Source organism: Streptomyces sp. SD31 (assembly GCF_052068475.1).
Taxonomy (GTDB): Bacteria; Actinomycetota; Actinomycetes; order Streptomycetales; family Streptomycetaceae; genus Streptomyces.
This window is the reverse complement of the sequence record NZ_JBQHCX010000055.1, coordinates 1-755: the sequence shown is the minus strand read 5'-3', so window position 1 is coordinate 755 and position 755 is coordinate 1. Positions and strand designations below refer to the sequence as shown.

The following is a 755-nucleotide window of genomic DNA, read 5'->3' as shown; positions in this document are numbered from 1 at the left end:
ACACCGCCGGTGACGTACATGTGGTGCGCCCACACCGTCACGGACAGACCCGCGATCGCGATGGTCGCCGCGATCAGACCCATGTAGCCGAACATCGGCTTGCGGGAGAAGACCGGGATGACCTCGGAGATGATGCCGAAGAACGGCAGGGCGATGATGTACACCTCTGGATGGCCGAAGAACCAGAAGAGGTGTTGCCACAGCAACGCTCCGCCGTTGGCGGCGTCGAAGACGTGCGCACCGAACTTGCGGTCCGCCTCCAGGGCGAACAGCGCGGCCGCGAGGACCGGGAAGGCCAGCAGGACCAGCACGGCGGTCAGCAGCACGTTCCACACGAAGATCGGCATGCGGAACATGGTCATGCCGGGGGCGCGCATGCAGATGATCGTGGTGATGAAGTTGACCGAGCCGAGGATGGTGCCGAAGCCGGAGAAGGCCAGACCCATGATCCACATGTCGGCGCCGATGCCCGGGCTGCGGACCGCGTCCGACAGCGGGGCGTAGGCGAACCAGCCGAAGTCGGCCGCACCCTGCGGGGTGAGGAAGCCGCCGACCGCGATGAGCGAGCCGAACAGGTACAGCCAGTAGGCGAACATGTTCAGCCGCGGGAACGCCACGTCCGGCGCGCCGATCTGCAGCGGCATGATCCAGTTCGCGAAGCCGGCGAACAGCGGCGTCGCGAACATCAGCAGCATGATCGTGCCGTGCATCGTGAACGCCTGGTTGAACTGCTCGTTCGACATGATCTGCAGACC

General features: G+C 65.3%; 1 protein-coding gene. It reads right to left on the bottom strand.

Annotated features, from left to right (window positions below):
- Positions 1 to 755 (bottom strand): cbb3-type cytochrome c oxidase subunit I (locus ACTMVF_RS42380; protein WP_441276428.1); only part of this gene is annotated, 755 nt, incomplete at both ends.